We start from the raw sequence: 333 nt of genomic DNA, 5'->3' as shown, positions 1-333 counted from the left end.
CAGTTGCCGATTTAATTGCTTCAGACTCAAAAGCGTCTCATCAAATTGCAATGCAACAAATGAGAGGAGGCTTTTCTAATGAAATTGAAAATTTACGTCAAGACCTTCTAAATTTTGCTTCTTTAATTGAATTGGAATTAGATTTTTCTGAAGAAGATGTAGAATTTGCAAATAGAGGTGATTTTCAAAAATTAATTACAAAAATTTCTAATGTTTTAAAAAGATTAATAGAGTCTTTCTCTTATGGAAATGTATTAAAAAATGGAATTCCTGTAGCCATAATAGGAGAACCTAATGTAGGAAAATCAACCCTTTTAAATGCATTGTTAAATG

1 protein-coding gene is annotated in these 333 nt (G+C 28.8%); it reads left to right on the top strand.

The window, feature by feature from the left end; translation table 11 throughout:
- Nucleotides 1–333: GTPase (locus H2O73_RS23550; protein WP_182110741.1), on the top strand; the 333-nt coding region annotated here is incomplete at both ends.

This window comes from Vibrio marinisediminis (genome assembly GCF_014050145.1).
Classification (GTDB): domain Bacteria; phylum Pseudomonadota; class Gammaproteobacteria; order Enterobacterales; family Vibrionaceae; genus Vibrio; species Vibrio marinisediminis.
The sequence above is the reverse complement of the archived record's forward strand: the minus strand, read 5'-3'. Positions and strand labels throughout refer to the sequence as shown.